Below are 22,352 nucleotides of genomic sequence, written 5' to 3'. Positions count from 1 at the left end.
TATAAATGGTGATACCGATCAAGCTTCGGATAGTAGTTTTAATATTGTGCCATGCCTGTTGCACAAATGTGCACTAGTAGCCGCACTTTTGTGCAACAGGCATGGCACAAAAATGGGACTACCGGTACACACTTGAAAATGACTATCGGTTTACGTATTCGGATGGATGTTGTCCCAGTCTTCACCGCCGTTCGCCCCGACGATCCAGTTGAAAGCATAATGGCGTTCGCCCACGACCCCGCTTTCGAGTCCGCCCGGTACTTCTTTTTTATGGATACGCGCATCCACGCAAGCCCAGTCGTAACGGAACGTCAGGTCTGCCACATCCAGTATTTCTTTTGCCGGACGCGAATAGCCTTTGCCTAAGAGGTCTTTCAGCCCTTTATGCTGCCAGAAGATGGCGGCGAGGATGGGGACGTCGATAATCTCGGAAGGATAGGATAGGTCGTCGACTACTCCGGCGGCCCATAGTAATACGCCGCAACATTCGTAACGCCATACGAACTGGATGCAGGTTTGTTTTTCCGGTTCCGGATCGTTGATGTAGGCAGCCTCTTTTTCCGTGAGGTGTGCTTTTACGCCGTACAGGTCGTCCATCTTATTAAAGTAGAAGAGGGCTTTCTCGCGGTCGGAATCTTCCGAGAGTATCACTTCCGAATAGACGGCGACGGCGAACAGGGCGGCGGCACGCTCGACCATCTCCTCACGGCTTTTCAGGTGGACTTCGCTTTCCAGGGCTTCGCAACGCAAGTGTTCCAGGTAAGGGATATTTTTTGCTTCGAGCTGCACGATGGAGCGCAGGCGGCGTTCCACGTCGGCGGATGCTTCTGTATGGCGGTTCCTGTCCAGATAATCATTATTGGCAATGGGGATGAATTCCGTCAGCTCACTCTCGCCCGTGATGGAGAACAGGAGCTTGCCTTCCCTGGTGTATATCTGCATGCTGGGGTAGAGCAGGAAGCCGTTTACATCGTTTGCGATGGCGAAAAGGCGGTTGATGATGTAGTTGGTACGGTCTTCGTTTTCGTCTATTTCGAAGGTGATGCCGGTCACGCAATTGAAAAGGCGGATTTGTTTCAGGACGCTCTCTTTCAGTTCCGCCAGCGGTGTTTCTGCGGAAGAGAAGTAGTTGGCCATACCGGCTGTGTGAGAGGCGATAAAGTCAGGCTTGTTCTGCTGGTGGCTGATGTTGAAGGTGATGGACGAGTCGTCTGCGAGCCAGAGGGCGATGTTCCCGTTTTCGGATGTGATCTCTTGGGTCATTTCCTTGAAACGATCCCGGACAGCTGCTTCGATGCGGCTCGGATTACCGATGACCGTATATAGCGTGATGTTTGCTTTTTCCATATTATTGTTTTTTATATCCTGTTTTCACGGGATGATTATTGAATCGGACAAAAATAAGAAAATAAAGGTAGTTTGTCGGTTCGTACGGATGAAAAGTTTATCTTTGGCTCCCGGTTGATGATAAACAGTCTCTCTATATGAAAACTTTCCCCGGGGGAATAGCATTTAAGTACACCTGGCGCAATTATCAGCAGCGCGTGTTATCCGAACTCGACAGTTATCTGGATGACGGGGCTCTCCATGTAGTGGCTCCTCCCGGTTCGGGAAAGACCGTACTCGGCTTACAGGTGATGCTGAAACTGAATAAACCCGCCCTGATCATTGCCCCGACGATAGCCGTGCGGAACCAGTGGGTGGATCGCTTCTGTGAACTGTTCCTGCAAACGGATCAGGTGCCCGAATGGATCTCGTACGATATACACCGTCCGGCTTTTGTCACGGTGAGCACTTATCAGGGTCTGCATGCCGCCTGCAATGACCTGAAGGGGAAGCATTCGGGAGATGCGAACCTGGCGGAGATAGTCCGGCTGCTCAAGGAGCAGAACGTACAGACCTTCATTGCAGACGAAGCGCATCACCTCAAAAATGAGTGGTGGAACACGCTTACGAAGTTGAAGGCGGCCTTGTCACCGACCCTTGTCGGCCTGACAGCTACACCGCCCTACGATGTGACGGGGGCCGAGTGGGAGCGTTATATCGACCTGAACGGCCCGATCGATGCGGAGATTACCGTTCCGGAGTTGGTGCGCGAAGGGGATTTGTGCCCGCATCAGGATTATATTTATTACTCGCAGCTTTCGCCGGAAGAATATCGGGTGATTTGCGAGTACCGCGAGAACATAGACCGTCTTTTTACGGATATACAGAAGGATGAAGAGTTGATCGCCGCCCTGGAGTCGTTGCCGGCCTGGACTGATCCTGAAGGGAATATCGAATGGATTTACAGTAATATGGCATCGTATTCGTCCTTATTGATCTTTTTCCATTCATTGGGGCGCAACATCCCTGCGTGTCATTATAAAGTGCTGAATGAAAAGAAGCCGGATTTCCCTCCGTTCGATTATGAATGGGCGGAAACCTTACTCGATTTTTATCTGAACAAAGGGCATGATCTATTCCCCGGCTTTGCCGGACATCGGGAGCAGTTAAAGAATAAGCTAGTCTATCACGGTGCGACGGATAAGAGCCAGATTTCTTTCCGTTATAACGCTAAGATAACAAAGACATTATCGACCAGCCTGGAAAAGCTGAACAGTATACGTGATATTGTCCGTTTCGAATATGAGCAGTTGGGTAGCGACCTTCGCCTGGTAGTCCTGACCGATTATATCCGCAAGGAATTTCTTGCCAATACTCCCGTGAACGATATGAAGTTGAGCAAATTCGGTGTGATGCCTGTTTTCGAAAAGCTCCGCCGCGAGAATAAGCTGGATATGCGTATCGGGGTGCTGACCGGGGCGATCGTGATAATCCCGGCTGTTGCGTTGCCTGAATTGGAGCAATTGGCCGGCAAACGCGGAATAGAGAATATCTCCTGCTCCCCGTTGCCTTACGATAACGCTTATCTCCAGATTTCGCTGACGGAAGGGATTAAGAACGAGGTCGTGAAGATTGTCACCGACCTGTTCCAGCAAGGCGGCATCGAAGTATTGGTCGGCACAAAATCGCTCCTGGGCGAGGGTTGGGATGCTCCGGCATTGAATTCGCTTATATTGGCCAGCTTTGTCGGCTCCTTTGTCCTGTCCAACCAGATGCGCGGCCGGGCTATCCGTGTCCAGAAAGGGAATGAGCAGAAGACGGGTAACATCTGGCACCTCGTATCCATCGACACGACAACGTTGGACGGGGGCAATGACGTCGATATGTTGAAAAGGCGCTTCCGCAGCTTCTCCGGTATTTCTTGTCGGGAAGGCGGTGGGATAGAGAACGGACTGGATCGTATTCATATCCCCTGCGACATCACGAACCGGGAAACAATCGACCGGCTCAATGCGGAAACGCTTCAACGGGCTGCCTGCCGCAACGAACTGAAACACCGCTGGCAATCCGCTTTGGAGCAGGGAACGAGATTGGTGGAAGAGATACGTCTGCCGCCGGAGACTGTTTATCAGCGTACTGTCAGGCAGAAGGAGGTTTGCCTGCATCGTACGATCGGTTGCCTGTTTGCCGATTTGTTTTTCGGCGTATTGTCATTTGCGGGTGATACGGTTGTCGACTTTTTCCGCTCGGCGCGTGGGCTGAGCTCTTCCAGGGATATCAAGCTCTGGCTATTATTGGTCGGGATCAGCGGCCTGTTATATTTCGGCCGGCAGACCTTGCATGCCTTCAGCATGTATATCCATTACCGGGACATCTCCAAAGACATCCGGCGGATAGGGGAGGCGTTGCTTCGATCCCTGCATAAAGCCGGCATGATCCGGACGCCGATGCAGGAGCTTTCGGTTAAGGCATCCACCGGGACAACGGGCGTTCATTGCTACCTGGAAGGTGGTTCGCGCTATGAGCAGTCGTTGTTTACGGATTCGTTGCACGAGATTGTCTCACCTGTCGATAATCCCCGCTACCTGATACTGCGGAAAAGCCGGTTTTTGTTTTTCTATCCGCAAATAGATTATCATGCCGTCCCTGAAATCTTAGGCCGGAAGAAGGAACTGGCCGTTTCCTTCTACCAGTTATGGCGGAAGTACGTCGGCAATTGCGAACTGGTCTATACCCGGATAGCCGGAGGACGGCGGACTCTTTTACAAGCCCGTGTCGGTTCGCTCGCCGCACGTTTGTCAGAAGAGGTGGAGCACCTGAATAAATGGAGGTGAAAGCTGCAAATAGAATTAATTACCTTCCAGTAGGTACAGGTAATCGGCATAGCCTTCCTCTTTCATCTTTTCCTGGGGGATGAATTTCAGGGATGCACTGTTGATACAATAGCGTAATCCGCCTTTAGCTATCGGGCCGTCTTCGAAGACATGTCCCAGATGGGCGTCTCCTGTTTTACTGCGTACCTCTGTCCGTTTCATTCCGTGAGAGTGGTCTGTTTTCTCCATGATCAGCTTTTTGTCGATCGGTTTGGAGAAACTGGGCCAGCCGCAGCCGGAGTCGAATTTGTCTGCGGATATGAATAACGGTTCTCCGGTTGTGATATCTACGTAAATACCTTTCCGGTTTTCGTTCCAGTATTCATTTTTGAAGGCTCTTTCTGTTGCATTCTGTTGTGTGACTGCATATTGTTCGGCCGTGAGTGTAGAGCGTAGTACCGCATCGCCCGGCTTTTGGAACTTCTTTTCCTCTGAATTTGTATCGACGGTCTTTCCTCTCATATTGGCCTTTCGGGCAAAGTCGAACAGATCCGGGCTTATGTGGCAATAGCCATCGGGGTGCTTGTCCAAATAATCCTGATGGTAGTCTTCTGCCTGATAGAAGTTTATCAATGGTTTGACTTCGACTACTACCGGTTTGGAATAATTGGGGGTTAAGGCATTTACCGTTTCTTCAATAACAGGAAGGTCGGCTTTATCCGTATAGTAGATGCCTGTACGGTATTGTGATCCCCGGTCGTTTCCTTGCCGGTTCAGGCTTGTCGGATCTATGGTTTTGAAGAAAAGTTCTATCAGTAGTTTCAAGTCGGCTTCTTGCGGGTTGTAACTGACTTTTACTGTTTCTGCAAATCCGGTATTATCATTGCATACTTGTTCGTAGGAGGGATTTTTAATGCTTTCTTTCCCATTTGCATAACCTGCCTGAGTACTGGTTACACCGTTGATTTGCTTCATGAAATGTTCTGTACCCCAGAAACATCCCCCGGCAAAATAGATATCGCTTTGAGACTTCATTTCCTTTTCTTTTGATAGTTGATAATCCTTTGTCGCTTGTGCCATTGCTATTGCACTCGCTAATAGCAAAACGGCCGCAAATATAAAACTCTTCATATATGATTATTGTTCCTTTAGCAGTTTAGTTTATTTGTTTCTTAAGAATCTGATTAATACTAATCCTATTAAAAACAATATCGCAACGAAGATAGTTTGTTTATATACAAAGAATATTCAGATCTTATAGGATCTTAACTTTACAGCCTTTTTCCGGGGAACCAAAAAGCGCCACCGCTTTAATACCGAGAATAAAACAGTAATTCGGGTATAAATATCTGTAATGTATATACAAAACAACAGGTTGAATAGGGATATATTTGTAGCATAAATAAAAATGTATAAATCATGGGCGAAAAAAGAGAAAGGACGCCACTCACACGGCGTGGATTTATTAAAACTTCGGTAGCTGCCGGAGGAGTTTTATTAGCATCAAACCTGATACCGTTAGCCGCTTGTTCAGCAAATAGCAGGCGTGAAGAAGAACCGGAAGAAAACGGTGGCTTGACCAATACTCCGTCAGGCGAAGCTGCTACTGTCTACATGTTAACGGAAATATCTCCGGATAGTCTGCTGCGAATTTATGATGCACTTGGACGTTCAGCATCCGGAAAAGTAGCTGTAAAGTTAAGTACAGGAGAGCCGGGAGGCAATAATTACCTGAAGCCTGCACTGATCGGCGATCTGGTACGGAAAGTAAACGGCACTATTATAGAATGTAATACTGCTTATGCCGGTGGACGTTCCGACACGGAAGCTCATAGAAAGGCCGCGGCAGATCATGGTTTTACGGCTATTGCCGATGTCGACATAATGGATTCGGCTGGGGAGATCAGTTTACCGGTGAAAGGAGGAAAACATCTTACCGAAGATATCGTAGGCGCTAACTATGCCAATTACGATTTTACGGTCGTTCTTTCCCATTTCAAGGGACATGCGATGGGTGGCTTCGGCGGAGCGATAAAGAATATTTCTATCGGTATTGCTTCTGCTTCAGGAAAAGCATGGATTCACTCTGCCGGTAAAACCAGAAATGCGGGAGAGATGTGGGGAAACCTTCCGGAGCAGGATATTTTTCTTGAATCAATGGCTGAAGCAGCTAAAGCCGTAGTTGATCATTGCGGTGATAATATTCTTTATATCAGTGTGATGAATAACCTGTCGGTTGACTGTGATTGCGATTCGCATCCGGCTAACCCTCAGATGGCTGATATCGGTATTCTGGCTTCTCTCGACCCGGTTGCTTTGGATAAAGCTTGTGTGGATATGGTCTATAACTCACCCGATGAGGGGCGTAGCCATTTGATTGAACGCATGGAATCGCGTCACGGCATTCATACGCTCGAACATGCTGAAGCGATCGGTATAGGCAGCCAGAAATATAATCTGGTCAGGCTGGATGCCTAAATTATGGATTCCGCCTTAGGTCAAAAAGGCGCAATTTATGTTTTAATAGGCAATACCGCTTGAAATAATTCGGTTCAGGAGTATTTTGTTTGAAAAAAACGTTATATTTGTATTATTACAAACTTAATAGATATGAGTGATGATGACCTATTCGAACTATCTTTACATTGCTATCCGGGCAGCAATTGATGCCGGAAAAGCTATCATGGATATTTATACAGATCCTGAATCTGATTTTGAAATTGAACGCAAAGCTGATAATTCTCCGCTGACGAAGGCCGATAAAGCTGCTCACATGCTGATTGTGAATGTTCTTTCTGTAACCCCTTTTCCGATATTGAGCGAGGAAGGAAAGGATATTCCATATGCAGAACGTTCAGCCTGGGAAACATTCTGGTTGGTTGATCCGCTGGATGGAACCAAGGAGTTTATTAAAAGGAACGGCGAGTTTACTGTAAATATCGCTTTGGTTCAAAAAGGAGTGCCTATCCTGGGCGTAATCTATGTCCCGGTACGGAAAGAGTTGTATTTTTCAGCCGATTCGTTAGGTGCTTACAAGTTGGCAAATATCGACTGCTCACATCAACCGTCAATGGATGAAATTATGCAGAAGGCAACGCGCCTGCCGGTATCTATGGGACATCAGGGAATAGTGGTTGTCGCTTCCCGTTCTCATCAAAGTCCGGAAACAACCGATTTTATAGAGAACCTGCGTAAGCAAGGACAGCCGGTTACGTTGATCAGTAGTGGAAGCAGCCTGAAAATATGTCTGGTGGCAGAGGGCAGTGCGGATATTTATCCACGTTTTGCTCCGACAATGGAATGGGATACGGCAGCCGGACATGCAATAGCAAGAGGGGCGGGATGTGATGTTTTTCATATCGATGGTCGAACGCCGTTGAAATACAATAAGGAAGATTTGCATAATCCCTGGTTTATTGTAAAACCCCTTTCTTCCATATCCTGATTATTTTGGTCAATAAGATTAAAATAGCACTTTGGCGTACGAATAACGTTAATTTTCTTATTACATTTGCACCTTATCTGAAAAACTAGACAGATTAGGAACGCATGAATTTTGAAATATTATTTGTATTACTAGCCCTGGCCGGAATGGTTGCGGCGTTAATATGGGATAGGATGCGACCGGGAATGATACTACTTTCTGTAGTAGTATTATTCCTTGTGGCAGGTATATTGAGTCCCAAAGAAATGTTGGAAGGGTTTAGTAATAAAGGGATGATAACCGTTGCCATGCTCTTTCTTGTGAGCGAAGGTATCCGTCAGAGCGGTGCTTTGGGGCAAGTGATCAAGAAACTTCTTCCGGAAGGTAAAACGACTGTACTGAAAGCACAGGTGCGTATGTTGCCTCCAATTGCTTTCATCTCTGCTTTTCTGAATAATACACCAGTAGTTGTAATCTTTGCCCCAATTATTAAGCGTTGGGCAGAATCGGTGAAACTTCCCGCTACCAAATTTCTCATCCCGCTATCTTATGTAACTATTTTAGGAGGTATCTGTACACTGATCGGAACATCTACTAATCTGGTTGTGCATGGAATGGTGTTAGATGCCGGCTATGAAGGATTTACAATGTTTGAACTCGGAAAGGTCGGTATTTTTATTGCTATTGCAGGTATTCTTTACCTGTTTGCTTTCTCTAATAAGTTATTGCCAGATTCTCGCCAGGATAATTATGTTGATGAAGGAGAGGAGGAGGGACCGGGTAATCTGCATCGTGTGGAAGCCGTTTTGGGTTCACGTTTTCCCGGTATCAATAAGACATTGGGTGAGTTTAACTTTACCCGTCATTATGGTGCTATAGTAAAAGAAGTAAAGAGCGGCGGCGAACGATTCACCCATGATCTGGATAAAGTAACCTTGCATGAAGGGGATACGTTGGTACTTTGGGCGGACGATTCATTCATTCCGACTTGGGGAGAATCAAGCGTCTTCCTTATGTTGGCAAATGGTAGCGAAAATACCGAACCCGTATCGAAAGGTAAACGTTGGTTGGCGCTGGGCCTTTTGATCTTTATGATCGTTGGTGCGACGATCGGAGAGTTACCGGCAGTAAAAGAAGCTATACCCAATATGCGGTTGGATATGTTTTTCTTTGTCTGCATCACAACTATTATTATGGCCTGGACAAAGATATTTCCACCCAAAAAATATACCAAATACATTTCATGGGATATTCTGATTACGATTGCCTGTGCTTTTGCTATCAGCAAAGCGATGGAAAACTCCGGTTTTGCAGCATTGGTAGCCAGCTATATCATTAATATGGCCGATAACTTCGGGCCTTATGCTTTGCTCGCGATCATATTTATTATTACAAATATATTTACAGAGTTGATAACGAATAATGCGGCGGCGGCATTAAGCTTCCCGATCGCATTATCGGTAGCCACACAGCTAGGGGTCAATCCGACGCCATTTTTTGTGGTGATTTGTATGGCTGCTTCGGCCAGTTTCAGTTCGCCGATCGGTTATCAGACGAACCTGATCGTACAAGGTATCGGCAGTTATAAGTTTACCGACTTCGTAAGGATCGGTTTGCCACTGAACCTGATCACTTTTTTGATTTCTATATTTGTAATACCAATGATCTGGAAGTTTTAATTTAAGGGTAACTAATAATGAGTAATACACAAACGAATAACATATATCCGATCTTCGATAGAATGATGGGAAGAGAGGATAAGGAAACTCTTCTGAAACAACGTAGTGTAATGGTCTGGTTTACGGGACTGAGCGGCTCTGGTAAAAGTACCATTGCAATAGCACTCGAAAGGGAGTTGCATCAGCGGGGATTATTATGCCGTATCCTGGATGGCGATAATATCCGTAGCGGCATCAATAACAACCTGGGATTTTCGGCAGAAGACCGTGTGGAGAATATCCGTCGTATAGCCGAGGTTAGCAAACTATTTATCGATACCGGTGTTATAACTATAGCGGCTTTTATCAGTCCGAATAACGAACTAAGGGAGATGGCCTCGTCTATCATCGGAAAAGAGAATTTCCTTGAGATTTATGTAAACACACCGATTGAAGAATGCGAACGACGCGATGTGAAAGGATTGTATGCAAAGGCCCGCAAAGGAGAGATAAAAGATTTCACAGGTGTTTCTGCTCCGTTCGAAGCTCCGGAGCATCCGGCGTTATCGTTGGATACATCCGTTCTCAGTCTGGAAGAATCGGTCAATAAATTATTAGAATTGATATTACCCAAAGTGGGGGCGTAACATTTTACGCCCTTCTTAATGAATAGGAACAAACAAATATATTGAAATATGTCAGATTACAAATTAAGCCATCTACAGGAACTGGAAGCAGAATCCATCCATATCATACGGGAGGTTGCTGCTGAATTTGAAAATCCTGTAATGCTTTATTCTATCGGTAAAGACTCGTCGGTGATGGTTCGGTTGGCAGAGAAGGCCTTTGCTCCGGGCAAAGTTCCGTTTCCTTTGATGCACATCGATTCAAAATGGAAGTTTAAGGAAATGGTGCAGTTCCGTGATGAGTATGCAAAGAAGTTCGGATGGAACCTGATCGTCGAATCAAATATGGAGGCCTTTCACGCTGGTGTCGGGCCTTTTACACATGGTAGCAAGGTGCATACCGACCTGATGAAAACGCAGGCTTTGCTGCATGCCCTCGATAAGTATAAGTTTGATGCCGCTTTCGGCGGTGCCCGTCGTGACGAGGAAAAGAGCCGTGCCAAAGAACGTATCTACTCGTTCCGCGATAAGTTCCACCAGTGGGATCCGAAGAACCAGCGTCCGGAATTATGGGACATCTATAATGCCCGTGTACATAAAGGCGAAAGTATCCGTGTGTTCCCGTTGTCAAACTGGACAGAGCTGGATATCTGGCAGTATATCCGTCTCGAAAATATTCCTATCGTTCCGCTGTATTATGCCAAGGAACGCCCTATCGTAGAACTCGATGGCAACCTGATCATGGCTGACGACGACCGTTTGCCGGAGCAGTATCGCGATCAGATCAAGATGCGGATGGTACGTTTCCGTACCCTCGGTTGCTGGCCTTTGACCGGAGCCGTAGATAGCGAAGCCGATACAATCGAGAAGATCGTGGAAGAGATGATGACAACCACCAAGAGCGAACGCACCACCCGTGTAATCGACTTCGACCAGGATGCCAGCATGGAACAGAAAAAGAGAGAAGGTTATTTCTAATTAAAAGAATATGTCAACATTAAATATAAAAGAATTCCTGGATAAGGACGAACAGAAAGACCTGCTCCGTTTCCTTACGGCAGGTTCGGTGGATGACGGTAAATCGACATTGATCGGACGTCTTTTGTTTGATAGTAAAAAGTTATATGAAGATCAGCTGGATGCTCTGGAGCGCGACAGTAAGCGTATGGGAAATGCCGGCGATCATATTGACTATGCATTGTTATTGGATGGCCTGAAAGCAGAACGCGAACAGGGTATCACGATCGATGTGGCTTACCGCTACTTCAGTACGAACAACCGTAAATTCATCATTGCCGATACTCCGGGACACGAGCAGTATACGCGAAATATGATTACCGGCGGGTCGACAGCCAACCTCGCTATTATCCTGGTGGATGCCCGCACAGGTGTGATCACACAGACCCGCCGCCATACTTATCTGGTATCTTTGCTGGGGATCAAGCATGTAGTACTTGCAGTAAACAAGATGGATCTTGTTGATTTCGACAAAAAAGTATTCGACCGGATCGTTGCCGATTACAAAGAGTTCGTTGCTCCGCTGAATATCTCTGATATCACTTACATCCCGCTTTCGGCGTTGGATGGAGACAATGTGGTGGAAAAGAGCGACCGTACTCCCTGGTATGACGGCCCTTCTTTGCTGGACTTCCTGGAAACAGTGCCTATCGACCAGGATCGTAACTTCGAAGACTTCCGCTATCCGGTTCAATACGTATTGCGCCCGAACCTGGACTTCCGTGGTTTCTGCGGTAAAGTATCGAGCGGTATTATCCGCAAGGGGGATACGGTGATGGCATTGCCTTCACGTAAAACGTCGAAGGTGAAAAGTATCGTAACATACGATGGCGAACTGGATTACGCATACCCTCCTCAGTGTGTTACTATTACATTGGAAGACGAGATCGACGTTTCCCGTGGCGAAATGCTGGTACATCCGGATAACCTGCCGATAGAAGACCGTAACTTCGAATCGATGCTGGTATGGATGGATGAAGAACCGATGGATCTGTCGAAGCAGTTCTATATCAAACACACAACGAATCTGACGCGTGCCCGTGTCGACAGTATCCGTTACAAGGTGAATGTTAATACAATGGAGCAGCTCTCTGTTGAGAATGGACAGTTAACCACAGACACTTTGCCGATGAAGCTGAACGAGATCGCCCGTGTAGTCTTTACAACAGGTAAGGAGCTGATGTTTGATCCGTATCAGAAAAACAAGCAGACAGGTGCCTTTATTCTGATCGACCCGATTACCAATAACACATCGGCAGTCGGAATGATCATCGACCGTGTGGATGCGAAAGATATGGTAACGGAAGATGCCCTCGCGGTACTGAACCTACCCGAACTTGGAATAGGCGAAGAGCATTACGAAGCAATTCGCACGATATGTAAGGATTTGGAACGCCAGGGTGTTCCGGTAAAATGTATAACTGATAAAAAGTAAATTATGGGGTTGCTGGAATTCGATAAATTACCAATCAACACGCTGGTAGGAGCGGACTGGAAAACATTTAAGGCTGTGACAGCCAACAAGACGATCGACAAAGGTTTCCGTAACAAATATTATCTGACTAAGTCGGTGTGCCGTCTGCTTAGTTTATTGCAACCTTTTGAAGATGCCCGTTACCGTAAAATAGCGGATAAGCCGTTGGAAATGGATCCGGTATTCATACTGGGCCATTGGCGTAGCGGGACAACATTCGTACACAATGTATTTTCGTGCGACAAGCATTTCGGATACAACACCACATATCAGACGGTGTTTCCGAACCTGATGCTTTGGGGACAACCTTTCTTTAAGAAGAATATGTCGCTTCTGATGCCCGACAAACGTCCGACCGACAATCTGGAACTGAAAGTCGATCTTCCGCAGGAAGAGGAGTTTGCATTGGCAAACATGATGCCCTATTCCTACTATAACTTCTGGTTCTTCCCGAAACATATGCTGGAATATTGCGACCGGTATCTGTTGTTCGATAACACGACCGAGCATGAACTGAAAGTATTCAAGGAAACTTTCCTGAAGCTTATTAAGATATCGCTTTGGAATACACACGGCACACAGTTCCTGAGTAAGAACCCGCCGCATACCGGACGTGTGAAAACATTGCTGGAAATGTTTCCGAATGCCAAGTTTATTTATTTGAAGCGTAATCCTTATACCGTATTTGAAAGTACCCGCAGTTTCTTTACAAATACGATACAGCCGCTTCGTTTGCAAGACATCACTAATGAACAGATTGAAAGTAATCTTATTGAAGTATATCGCCGCTTGTTCTACAAGTTTGAAGAACAGAAAGGGCTGATCCCCGAAGGAAACCTGGTGGAAGTGAAGTTTGAAGATTTCGAACAGGATGCTTATGCAATGACTGAAGATATCTATCGCAAATTAAACCTGCCGGGATTCGAATCGTCTAAAGCCGAGATTGAGAAATATCTGGGAAAGAAAAAGGGATATAAGAAGAACCAGTACAAATACGACGACCGTACCATACAGATCGTTGAAGAGAACTGGGGCATGGCTCTTAAGGAGTGGGGTTATTCTTTATAATATTCTTTCAACTTTTAAGCAAAGCTTATGAATTATATAAAGAATATATTATTATTTTTGTTTGCGGGCAGCCAGCTGTCTACTGTGATCGGACAGGAAAAGGTCGTACCTTTAGCTTTCGGTGATATGGATCAGTGGGTTGTACGCGAGATTCAGGAATCGGGAATCATAGGTGGAAATAAGAAACACCTGTATGAGTTGGGACCAACCGATACGATTGTCGGCAATGTGGCTTACCACAACCGGGGCGGCTCTCCGTGGGCCAACTCGAATGTGATGGCTAAAGTGGCCGGAGTGGTAAAGACCAACACCTCTGTTTTCCCGGAAAAGAGGGGAGACGGTTGGTGTGCACGTCTGGAGACACGTATGGAAAGTGTGAAAGTGTTCGGGCTGGTAGATATCGAGGTAGTAGCTGCCGGTTCGGTCTTTTTAGGAAAGGTACATGAGCCGATCAAGGGAACGAAGAACCCGCAAAGTATGCTGGGGAGCGGTGTTCCTTTTACCAAGAAGCCGGAAGCGATCCGTTTCGATTATAAGATCAAGGCAGCTCCGGAGAAAGACCGTGTACGCAGCACAGGTTTCAGCCGTAAGTCGAAAGTCGCCGGGCAGGATTCGATCGCAGCCATTCTGTTTTTACAGAAACGCTGGGAAGATAAAGAAGGAAACGTATATGCCAAACGGGTAGGAACAATGGTGCAACGTTATATCTCGTCGACAGACGGTTGGGTAAACGATGCTACATATCCGATCCTTTACGGAAATATTACTTCCCATCCCGATTACAAACCTTATATGTGCATACAGGTTGAAGAACGTTATACACTGAACAGTCAGGGAAAAAGTGTTCCTATTCAGGAGATCGGCTGGGCAGAAGAAGGAGAGGAACCGACACACCTCGTGTTGCAATTCACTTCCAGTCATGGAGGGGCCTATATCGGTTCGCCGGGTAATACGTTCTGGATTGATAATGTAAAATTGGTATATTAAAATATGGGAGTAGAGGCAAATATTAAAGCACTTCGTGATGAACTGGAACAGCATAATTATAATTATTATGTGCTTTCCACACCGACTATATCAGACCGGGAGTTTGATGAGAAGATGAAAGAATTGCAGGCATTGGAAGAAGCCAATCCTGAATTTGCCGATCCGCATTCGCCGACGCAACGGGTAGGAAGCGACCTTTCGAAGGAATTTGAACAGGTAGTGCATCAATACCCGATGCTCTCTTTGGGGAATACTTATTCCGAAGATGAGATACGCGATTTCTACGAGCGGACCGAGCGTGCTTTGAACGAGCCTTTCGAAATAGTTGCCGAACTGAAATACGACGGGACTTCTATCTCGTTGATCTATGAAAACGGACGTCTGGTACGTGCCGTTACCCGCGGCGACGGAACCCGTGGCGATGATGTGACGGCCAACGTGAAAACGATCCGTTCCGTTCCCTTGAAGTTGCGTGGCGATAATTATCCGGCAAACTTTGAGATACGAGGAGAGATTCTGCTTCCCTGGGCGGAGTTCGACCGGCTGAACAAGGAGCGCGAAGAACAGGAAGAACCTCTTTTCGCTAATCCCCGCAATGCCGCATCGGGAACGTTGAAACAACAGAATCCCGCCATTGTAGCTTCCCGTAAGCTGGATGCTTACTTCTATTATCTATTAGGAGAGGTGCTTCCGGCAGACGAACATTACGAAAACTTACAGATAGCCCGTACCTGGGGCTTTAAGATACCGGATGTTATCCGTAAATGCAGCAGTTTGCAGGATATATTCGATTATATCGCTTACTGGGATGCCGAACGGAAAAACCTTCCCGTTGCTACGGATGGCATTGTGCTGAAAGTAAACTCACTTCGTCAGCAGAAGAATCTCGGATTTACAGCGAAGAGTCCGCGCTGGGCAATCGCTTATAAATTTCAGGCCGAACGGGCGGTTACTCGTCTCAACTCCGTCTCTTTCCAGGTAGGACGTACAGGGGCGGTTACTCCGGTAGCCAATCTGGAGCCGGTATTACTGGCCGGAACGACCGTTAAACGTGCCTCTTTGCATAATGCCGATATTATCGAAGGGCTGGATTTGCATCTGGGCGATAATGTCTATGTGGAAAAAGGAGGGGAGATCATTCCTAAGATTGTCGGGGTGGATATCGACTCACGTTCTATGTTGCTGGGAGCAAAAGTGACCTTTATTAAAAGTTGTCCCGAATGTGGTACGCCGTTATATCGCCCGGAAGGAGAAGCGGCACATTACTGTCCGAACGAATCCGGTTGCCCACCGCAGATAAAAGGCCGTATCGAACACTTTGTTACCCGTCGTGCCATGAATATAAACATCGGCCCGGAAACGGTAGAGGATCTGTTCAATGCCGGTCTTGTAAAGAATGTGGCCGACCTGTATACATTGGAAATACCTGATTTGTTGCGTTTGGAACGTTGGGCGGAGAAAAGTGCCCGTAACCTGATGACGAGTCTGGAAGAATCGAAACAGGTTCCTTTCGAACGGGTATTGTTCGGGTTGGGGATCCGTTATGTTGGCGAAACTGTAGCCAAACGTCTGGCATCCGCTTTCCATTCTATGAAACAACTGGAAGAAGCTTCACTCGAGACGCTTACGGAAGTGGACGAAATAGGCGAACGCATTGCCCGTAGCGTTGTCGATTATTTTGCCGACGAAGAAAACCGTACACTGGTTGCCCGTCTGGAAGAGTATGGCCTGCAAATGACGGTAGCCGAAGAGGTTTTGGCCAACCGTTCCGACAAACTGAAAGGATTATCTATCGTGATCAGTGGTACATTTACCCTGCATTCGCGCGACGAATATAAAGCCATGATCGAACAACATGGCGGCAAGAACAGCGGTTCCGTTTCCGGAAAGACAGATTATATTCTGGCTGGAGAGAACATGGGCCCGGCCAAGCTGGAAAAAGCAGCCAAGCTGGGAGTAAAGATTATCAACGAGAATGAATTCTTAAACATGTTGGCTGAATGAGACTGACAAACCATTTTATCCGAAAGAAAGTAAAGGATCTGGCCGGTGCCAAAAAGCGTCAGAGTAATTTCTGCACCCTGAAAGACGCCCGCCATATCCTGGTCTTGTTTAATGCCGAAGACCGTGACATTGTTGAGCCCTGTCTGGAAACGTTGCGTATGATGCATAAACATATTAATGTCTGTGCTTATGTGGCAAGTGATGTGGTTCCCGAAATGAACCCGGCATACATGGTTATACACGGAAAGACCGACCTGGATCTGTGGTGTATTCCCAAAGATGAAATACAAAAGAAGTTCTATGGTTGCGATGCGGACATACTGATCGACCTAACCCGCAGAAATGATTATGTGATGCAATATTTGCTGTTACGGCATCCCGCCACATTTAAAGTCGGAGCACGAAGCAGTGAACTGGATTTATACGATCTTACTATTTCTGTGACAGAAGAGGCTGATATTAAGCACATATTCGGACATATCTTATTTTATTTGCAGACAATCCGTTCTAAATGATATAATTTCGTTATTTTTGCAGTGCTAAATAACAAAAAAGGAATATTTTCCCCATGGCAGACATAAATTTAAAAGGAATGGGTGTGGCCCTGATCACTCCCTTCAAGGAAGACGAAAGTGTGGATTATGATGCGTTAAGCAAACTGGTAGACTATCAGGTGCAGAACGGAACAGATTATTTGGTCGTGTTAGGAACTACCGCAGAAACGCCAACCCTCACTGAAGAAGAAAAAAAGAAAATCATCAGCCTTGTTGTAACAAAGGTGAATGGTCGTATTCCCATCGTTTTGGGAGTTGGTGGCAACTGTACCCGTACGATCGTTGAAAAGTTGAAGAACGATAATTTTGATGGTATCGACGCTATCCTGTCTGTCGTGCCCTATTATAATAAACCTTCACAGGAGGGAATCTATCAGCATTATAAGGCAATTGCCGAAGCAACCAAACTTCCTATCGTATTGTATAATGTACCGGGAAGAACCGGTGTGAATATGACGGCTGCTACAACGCTCCGCATTGCACGCGAATTTAAGAATGTAGTTGCCGTAAAAGAAGCTTCCGGTAATATTACCCAGATGGATGATATTATTAAGAACAAGCCGGCTAACTTCAATGTAATTTCGGGTGATGATGGTATTACATTCCCGCTGATCACTTTAGGGGCAATCGGTGTTATCTCGGTTATAGGTAACGCTTTCCCGCGTGAATTCAGCCGCATGGTTCGTCTGGCACTAGCCGGAGATTATGATCATGCCCGCACGATTCACCATCGTTTTACAGAATTGTTCGAACTGCTGTTTGTCGACGGTAACCCTGCCGGAGCAAAGAGTATGTTGAATGCAATGGGATTTATCGAGAACAAATTGCGTTTGCCACTGGTTCCGACACGTATCACGACTTTCGAAAAGATCCGTGATGTGTTGCGCGAGCTGAGTATTAAATGCTAATATAATGATATTGTAAAAAAGGCAGGGATTTTCATCCCTGCCTTTTTTATTTATTCCTACCGCTAACTCTCTTCAGCCGGTTGATACAAATACCGTTTGATGCTGCGTTTAGGAGTCTTTTCAAATTCTTCCTGATATAATTTGAAGCAGGAGACCTTGCTGTATGAAGGCATTTCGTTGTTCAGCTGGTTGATGTTCTGTTGCATTAACCCTTCTATCTCGGAATGCTGGATACCGGCTTTGTCGACCTGTTCCCAGTCCGGGTAAATGAGGGCGACCAGTTTACCGCCTTGCGAGATTACCAACGATTCAGCAACGTAAAGCATATTATTCAGCCGGTCTTCTATCTCCTCCGGGTAGATGTTCTGTCCGCTCGGCCCCAGGATCATAGACTTGCTGCGTCCGCGGATATACAGGAAACCGTCGGAGTCGATCGTTCCCAGGTCGCCCGTACGCATCCAGCCGTCGGGCATCATGACCGCTTTCGTAGCATCCGGGTTCTTATAATATCCCAACATAACATTCATGCCGCGAACCAGTATTTCACCAACTTCGTTTTCGGGGTCGGCCGAATCGATGCGTGCTTCCATACGGTCGACGATACGGCCAACGGAACCCTGTTTGAAAGTATCCCATTGCTCGTAAGCCACCAACGGGCCGCATTCCGTCATACCATAACCTACCGTGTAGCGGAAATTGATCGAACGCAGGAATGATTCTACCTCCTTATTGAGGGCTGCACCGCCGATCACCACCTCTCCGAACTTGCCACCGAAAGAGTCGTTCAGCTTTTTGGCGATCGTATCGAGCACCTTCTGGTCGAGATACGGAACTTTCAGCAGCAATTTGATAAGCGGCTTCTCCAATTCCGGGAATATTTTGTTCTTGACGATCTTCTCTATGATAAGAGGGACGGCCAGTATCAATGCCGGTTTCACGCGGGCAAAAGCCTCTGCGATGATCTTCGGACTGGGCGTGCGGGTAAGGAAATGCACATGGCATCCTTTATTCACACAGTTCAGTATCTCGAAAGCCAGGCCATACATATGCGCCATCGGCAACATACAAACCACACTGTCTCCCGGATGGATAAACGGCAGGTTATCGTAAGCAAACTGGGTGTTGCTCCACAAGCTGCGGAAAGGGATCATCACACCTTTGGAGAAACTTGTCGTTCCCGAGGTATAATTAAGCACTGCCAGCTCTTCCGGTTTCTCTACATGATATTTCACGTCGGCGGAGGTGAAGGAGCGGGGATATTTCTTACCGAAATATTCGTTGATCCTGTCGCGTACCACACGTACTTCCTTATTCTTACTCTTGATGATCGAGAAGTTATCGAGCAGCATGAACAGTTTAACATCCGGCATCATTTGTTCATTCATATTCTCCCAGTTGTTTGCCCCGGCCAAAACGGCTTTGGCTCCCGAATGGTTTACGATATGATGGATGTTATCCGGCTTGAAATCATGCAGGATAGGTACGGCAACGGCTCCATAGGCCAGGATGCCGAAGAAACAAATCGCCCAGTTGGAAGAGTTACGGCCAACAAGTGCCACTTTATCCCCTTTCTTTATTCCGGCATGTTCCAGTATGATGTGAAATTTTTCTATACGGCGGGCCACATCTTTATAATGGTATGTATGTCCATTATAGTCTGAGAAAGCAGGCAAGTCCCAATGTTCCTTGATGCTGTTCTCTATAAGTCCTAAAAAACGATTTTCCATGAAGATGTATTTAGATGAATAACCATGAAAACTAAACGAATGTTGCAAATATAGCAAAAAATACAGACGCAGTTATTTTGTTTATTCATGAAAAGTATTTATGTTTGCGGTGTTCATATAACACCTTGTAAATAGCATGGTAATAAAAGGTTACAGGAAACTTTTCAATTGCTTGATGTTCTATCTTTAAACATCGCATTCTCTCCCGGGTTCAGCCGCCTGCGGTGCGGCCGGTTCTTTTGTTATTCTTAATTATTCATTCAAAAATACTGTGTATGCCAATGCATTGAATATGTTGGGCGTGCATGACAAATAAACCATTCAAATGAGTACAACAACAGCTCAACGTGCACCTATGAGTGCGTCAAACTTTGCTCCCGCAGTGGAAGCAAATGCTTATGGTATGAACGACCGTATTAAACGTTTGCGTCAGCTTTCTTTCGAAGCCGAACCGTCTTTGTCTATTGAACGGGCCTTGATCGAGACCCGCTTTTATAAAGAAAACTACGGTAAATATCCTATCCCTATCCTGAGAGCGTTGAACTTTCTGGAAATATGCAAACATAAGACGATATATATAGGAAAAGACGAACTGATCGTCGGCGAACGCGGGCCGGCACCGAAAGCCGTACCGACCTTCCCCGAACTGACCTGCCATAGTGTGGAAGACCTGCATGTGCTGAATACCCGCGAATTGCAGCGGTATACGATCAGCCAGGAAGATATCGATACCTACGAACGCGAAGTAATCCCTTACTGGAAAGGCCGTACGCAGCGCGAACGCATCTTCAGCCATGTTCCGCAAGAATGGAAGGAAGCTTATGAAGTCGGCATGTTTACCGAGTTTATGGAACAACGTGCGCCGGGACATACGGCCCTCGACGGCAAAGTGTACCAGTTCGGCCTGCTCGATCTGAAGGAACGGATTGAGGGTGAACTGGAAGGCCTTGATTTTATGAATGATCCCGAAGCGACGGACAAACAGGAAGAACTGACGGCCATGTCTATCTCCTGTGATGCCGCTATCCTTTTCGCCGAACGCCATGCCGACCTGGCAGACGAGATGTCGATGACGGAGAAAGACCCGAAACGTGCGGCCGAACTTCGTAAAATAGCGGAAGTTTGCCGTTGGGTTCCGGCACATGCTCCCCGTACTTATTGGGAAGCCATTCAAATGTATTGGTTCGTTCACTTGGGAACTATTACGGAACTGAACGGATGGGATGCTATGAATCCGGGGCATTTCGACCAACATCTGGCTCCTTTCTACGAAAAAGAGATTGCCGCAGGAACACTTACCCGTGAGGAGGCTAAAGAGCTGATGTCGTGCTTCTTCATTAAGGTAAACAACCATACGGCACCCCCCAAAGTCGGCATTACCGCCAAGGAAAGCGGAACATACAATGACTTTACGAACCTGAATATCGGTGGCGTAAAGGCCGACGGCAGCGACGGAGTAAGCGAGGTTTCCTATATTATGTTGGAGACAATCGAAGAACTGCATATCCTGCAACCCGGTAGTGCGATCCACGTCAGTGCCCGTACGCCGGAACGTTTCCTGCGTGCCGGATGTAAGGTGATCCGCCAGGGACACGGTTATCCTTCCGTTTTCAATCCGGATGTATATATCCAGGAACTGATGCGCCAGGGAAAATCCTTGCAGGATGCCCGTGAAGGCGGTTGTAGCGGTTGTATCGAGGTGGGTGCTTTCGGTAAGGAGGCATACGTATTGACCGGCTATCTGAATGTGCCGAAAATACTGGAAGTAACGCTTCATAACGGCGTCGACCCTGTATCCGGCCGCAAGGTGGGACTGGAAACCGGCGATCCGCGTAACTTTGCAGATTACAACGAGCTATACGCTGCCTTTATGAAACAAATCCATTATTTCGTGGATATGAAGATGCGTGTAAGCAATTATATCGACCGGATGTTTGCCAAATATGCCCCGGCAACATTCCTGTCGCTGTTTATTGACGATTGCATTGCCAAAGGGCGCGACTACTATAACTGTGGCCCCCGGTATAACACCACTTATATACAATGTACCGGGTTGGGGACTATTACCGACAGCCTGTCTTCCTTGAAGAAGCATGTCTATGAAGATAAACGCTTCTCGATGGATGAAATGCTGAAAGCGATGGCAAACAATTTTGTCGGTGCGGAAGTGATGCGCCAGACCATTCTTAACCGCACTCCGTTCTTTGGGAATGATGATGAATATGCGGATACGATCGCTGTAAAAGTATTCGACGATCTCTACGATGCTATCGAGGGCAAGCCGAACACGAAAGGCGAATGTTTCCATCTGAATATGCTGTCGACTACCTGCCACGTTTATTTCGGTAAGGTGATGGGAGCCACCCCGAACGGCCGCTTGGCTGAAAAGGCCATTTCCGACGGTACTTCCCCTTCGCATGGCGCCGACACGCACGGGCCGTCTGCCGTGATCAAATCGTTGGGTAAGCTGGATCAGGTAAAGAGTGGAGGTACCTTGCTGAATCAACGTTTCCTGCCGAGCCTGTTGAAACGGGAGGAAGATATATCCAAACTGTCTTCCCTGATACGCAGCTACTTCGCTCTGGGTGGACATCATATCCAATTTAATATCGTAGATACGGAAACCTTGTATGCAGCACAGAAATGTCCGGAAGATTACCGTGATCTGTTGGTACGTGTAGCCGGTTACAGTGATTATTTTAACGATATGAACGCTGACCTGCAGGCTGATGTGATTGCCCGCACGGAACAGGATAACTTCTGAGA

16 protein-coding genes are annotated in these 22,352 nt (G+C 46.7%); 13 read left to right on the top strand and 3 right to left on the bottom strand.

The features are described from left to right. Window positions 1-150 precede the first annotated feature (150 nt). A complete protein-coding gene (locus HMPREF1212_RS12045; protein WP_046149509.1) occupies window positions 151-1,347 on the bottom strand; it encodes a DUF4272 domain-containing protein in 1,197 nt (398 codons plus the stop codon). A 137-nt stretch (window positions 1,348-1,484) separates the two neighbouring features. Here HMPREF1212_RS12045 and HMPREF1212_RS12040 point away from each other — a divergent pair, with 137 nt between their 5' ends. Beyond that, window positions 1,485-4,160, top strand: a complete 2,676-nt coding sequence (locus tag HMPREF1212_RS12040; protein WP_046149508.1) for a DEAD/DEAH box helicase family protein — start codon at window positions 1,485-1,487, stop codon at window positions 4,158-4,160. Window positions 4,161-4,175: 15 nt separating this feature from the next. Here the strand turns inward: HMPREF1212_RS12040 and msrB are convergent, their stop codons facing one another. Beyond that, window positions 4,176-5,270 carry a peptide-methionine (R)-S-oxide reductase MsrB gene (msrB, locus tag HMPREF1212_RS12035; protein WP_046149507.1) on the bottom strand — a complete coding sequence of 365 codons (1,095 nt, stop codon included), beginning with the start codon at window positions 5,268-5,270 and terminating at the stop codon, window positions 4,176-4,178. Window positions 5,271-5,558: 288 nt separating this feature from the next. Between msrB and HMPREF1212_RS12030 the strand changes: the two genes are divergently transcribed. The 11 genes from HMPREF1212_RS12030 (at window position 5,559) to dapA (ending at window position 17,859) form a co-directional block, all read left to right on the top strand. Further along, window positions 5,559-6,617 (top strand): DUF362 domain-containing protein, encoded by a 1,059-nt coding sequence (locus HMPREF1212_RS12030; protein ID WP_046149506.1) that lies wholly within the window; start codon window positions 5,559-5,561, stop codon window positions 6,615-6,617. A 139-nt stretch (window positions 6,618-6,756) separates the two neighbouring features. After that, window positions 6,757-7,584 (top strand): 3'(2'),5'-bisphosphate nucleotidase CysQ, encoded by an 828-nt coding sequence (gene cysQ / locus HMPREF1212_RS12025; RefSeq protein ID WP_028729487.1) that lies wholly within the window; start codon window positions 6,757-6,759, stop codon window positions 7,582-7,584. Window positions 7,585-7,688: 104 nt separating this feature from the next. Then, complete coding sequence (locus tag HMPREF1212_RS12020; RefSeq protein ID WP_046149505.1) at window positions 7,689-9,242, top strand: SLC13 family permease; 1,554 nt, start codon at window positions 7,689-7,691, stop codon at window positions 9,240-9,242. Window positions 9,243-9,259: 17 nt separating this feature from the next. Continuing rightward, window positions 9,260-9,868: an adenylyl-sulfate kinase gene (gene cysC / locus HMPREF1212_RS12015; RefSeq protein WP_028729485.1), complete on the top strand. Its 609-nt coding sequence runs from the start codon at window positions 9,260-9,262 to the stop codon at window positions 9,866-9,868. 48 nt (window positions 9,869-9,916) lie between these two features. Next, entirely contained in the window at window positions 9,917-10,825 is a 909-nt protein-coding gene (gene cysD / locus HMPREF1212_RS12010; protein WP_028729484.1) for a sulfate adenylyltransferase subunit CysD, read from the top strand. Between the two features lie 10 nt (window positions 10,826-10,835). Beyond that, entirely contained in the window at window positions 10,836-12,299 is a 1,464-nt protein-coding gene (cysN, locus tag HMPREF1212_RS12005; RefSeq protein ID WP_046149504.1) for a sulfate adenylyltransferase subunit CysN, read from the top strand. Window positions 12,300-12,302: 3 nt separating this feature from the next. Further along, on the top strand, window positions 12,303-13,406 hold the full coding sequence (locus HMPREF1212_RS12000; RefSeq protein ID WP_046149503.1) for a sulfotransferase family protein: 1,104 nt from the start codon (window positions 12,303-12,305) through the stop codon (window positions 13,404-13,406). Between the two features lie 27 nt (window positions 13,407-13,433). Further along, window positions 13,434-14,393, top strand: coding sequence for a PCMD domain-containing protein (locus tag HMPREF1212_RS11995; RefSeq protein ID WP_046149502.1), 960 nt, complete (start codon window positions 13,434-13,436; stop codon window positions 14,391-14,393). A gap of 3 nt (window positions 14,394-14,396) precedes the next feature. Beyond that, entirely contained in the window at window positions 14,397-16,397 is a 2,001-nt protein-coding gene (gene ligA, locus HMPREF1212_RS11990) for an NAD-dependent DNA ligase LigA (protein ID WP_046149501.1), read from the top strand. After that, complete coding sequence (locus tag HMPREF1212_RS11985) at window positions 16,394-16,912, top strand: DUF6913 domain-containing protein (RefSeq protein WP_046149500.1); 519 nt, start codon at window positions 16,394-16,396, stop codon at window positions 16,910-16,912. The genes ligA and HMPREF1212_RS11985 overlap by 4 nt, the downstream gene beginning before the upstream one ends. A 53-nt stretch (window positions 16,913-16,965) precedes the next feature. Next, complete coding sequence (gene dapA / locus HMPREF1212_RS11980) at window positions 16,966-17,859, top strand: 4-hydroxy-tetrahydrodipicolinate synthase (RefSeq protein ID WP_028729478.1); 894 nt, start codon at window positions 16,966-16,968, stop codon at window positions 17,857-17,859. Window positions 17,860-17,921: 62 nt separating this feature from the next. Here the strand turns inward: dapA and HMPREF1212_RS11975 are convergent, their stop codons facing one another. Continuing rightward, window positions 17,922-19,586, bottom strand: a complete 1,665-nt coding sequence (locus tag HMPREF1212_RS11975) for an AMP-binding protein (RefSeq protein ID WP_028729477.1) — start codon at window positions 19,584-19,586, stop codon at window positions 17,922-17,924. Window positions 19,587-19,941: 355 nt separating this feature from the next. Between HMPREF1212_RS11975 and hypD the strand changes: the two genes are divergently transcribed. Then, on the top strand, window positions 19,942-22,350 hold the full coding sequence (gene hypD, locus HMPREF1212_RS11970; protein ID WP_232430145.1) for a trans-4-hydroxy-L-proline dehydratase: 2,409 nt from the start codon (window positions 19,942-19,944) through the stop codon (window positions 22,348-22,350). Window positions 22,351-22,352: the final 2 nt, after the last annotated feature.

It is taken from the genome of Parabacteroides sp. HGS0025 (assembly GCF_000969845.1).
Taxonomy (GTDB): Bacteria; Bacteroidota; Bacteroidia; order Bacteroidales; family Tannerellaceae; genus Parabacteroides; species Parabacteroides gordonii.
Note: the sequence above shows the minus strand (reverse complement) of the source record. Positions and strands in the feature narration are given on the sequence as shown.